Annotated in this window: 1 protein-coding gene; it reads left to right on the forward strand. The window is 63.9% G+C overall.

Features of this window, described 5'->3' with window-relative positions:
• The coding region (locus EC86_RS0100245) for an IS4 family transposase (protein ID WP_029523718.1) at positions 1–1,155 on the forward strand (1,155 nt) is incomplete at its 5' end.
• Positions 1,156–1,165: the final 10 nt, after the last annotated feature.

Genomic DNA, 1,165 nt, shown 5'->3' on the forward strand with positions numbered 1-1,165 from the left:
GCGGTCAACGGCTGGGCGGCGCAGCGCGCAGCCGATGGTTTGAGCGCGTGCAGCGTTCGCACTGGCGGGTACTGCAGGGCTCGTCAGCGGCTGCCACTGGAGATGGTCAGCACGCTCGCGCGCAAAACAGGGCGGCTGCTCGGCGAAAAAGCGCTGGCGCAATGGCTCTGGCGCGGTCGCGCGGTCAAGCTGGTGGACGGCACCTGCCTGTCGATGCCCGATACCGCGCAGAACCAAGCCTTGTATCCCCAGCCCAGCACGCAGGCGCCCGGGGTCGGCTTTCCCCTGGCGCGGCTGGTCATGGTGATTTGCCTGGCCACCGGCGCGGCGCTGGACGCGGCGATAGGGCCACAGCGCGGCAAAGGCAGTGGCGAGCTTGGGCTGGTACGCCGTCTGCTCGCAGGCTTTTGCCCCGGCGATGTAATGCTTGCCGATGCCTTGTACTGCAACTATTTTCTGATCGCCACGCTGATGGCCGCCGGTGTGGATGCGCTGTTCGAGCAAAACGGAGCACGAATCACCGACTTTCGACGCGGCCAGTCGCTGGGCACACGCGATCACATCGTGCGCTGGCCCAAGCCCGCAGCCCGTCCAGAGTGGATGACGCCCGAGCAGTACGCGCGCTTTCCCGATGAGATCACGCTGCGTGAAGTCAAGGTCGATCATCAGGTGCTGGTCACCACGCTGCTCAACCATCGCCAGGTCACCAAGCGCGACCTCTCGGCGCTGTACGCGCGTCGCTGGAACGTTGAGCTGGACCTGCGCAACCTCAAGACCACCACGGGCATGGATGTACTGAGCTGTCAGACGCCGCAGATGAACGAAAAGCAACTGTGGGTCCATCTGCTCGCTTACAACGTGATCCGACTGCTCATGGCGCAGGCTGCCTGCAATGCCGGGATAGACCCGCGCGGCCTGAGCTTTAAGCACACGGTGCAACTGTGGTTAGAGTGGGTCTCGCGAGGCCTCTCAGCCACCAAGGATTGCGGGCAGTTGTTCGCGTTGATCGCTCAATGCCGGGTCGGCCATCGACCCGGACGCATCGAGCCGCGAATGCGAAAACGAAGGCCCAAACCCTACCCCTGGTTGAAGGTGCCGCGCGCCCAAGCCCGCCAACATGTCGAGAAGCATGGTCATGCTTACGAGCCAAAGTAAGTGCCATTCG

Source organism: Polaromonas glacialis, assembly GCF_000709345.1.
Taxonomy (GTDB): Bacteria; Pseudomonadota; Gammaproteobacteria; order Burkholderiales; family Burkholderiaceae_C; genus Polaromonas; species Polaromonas glacialis.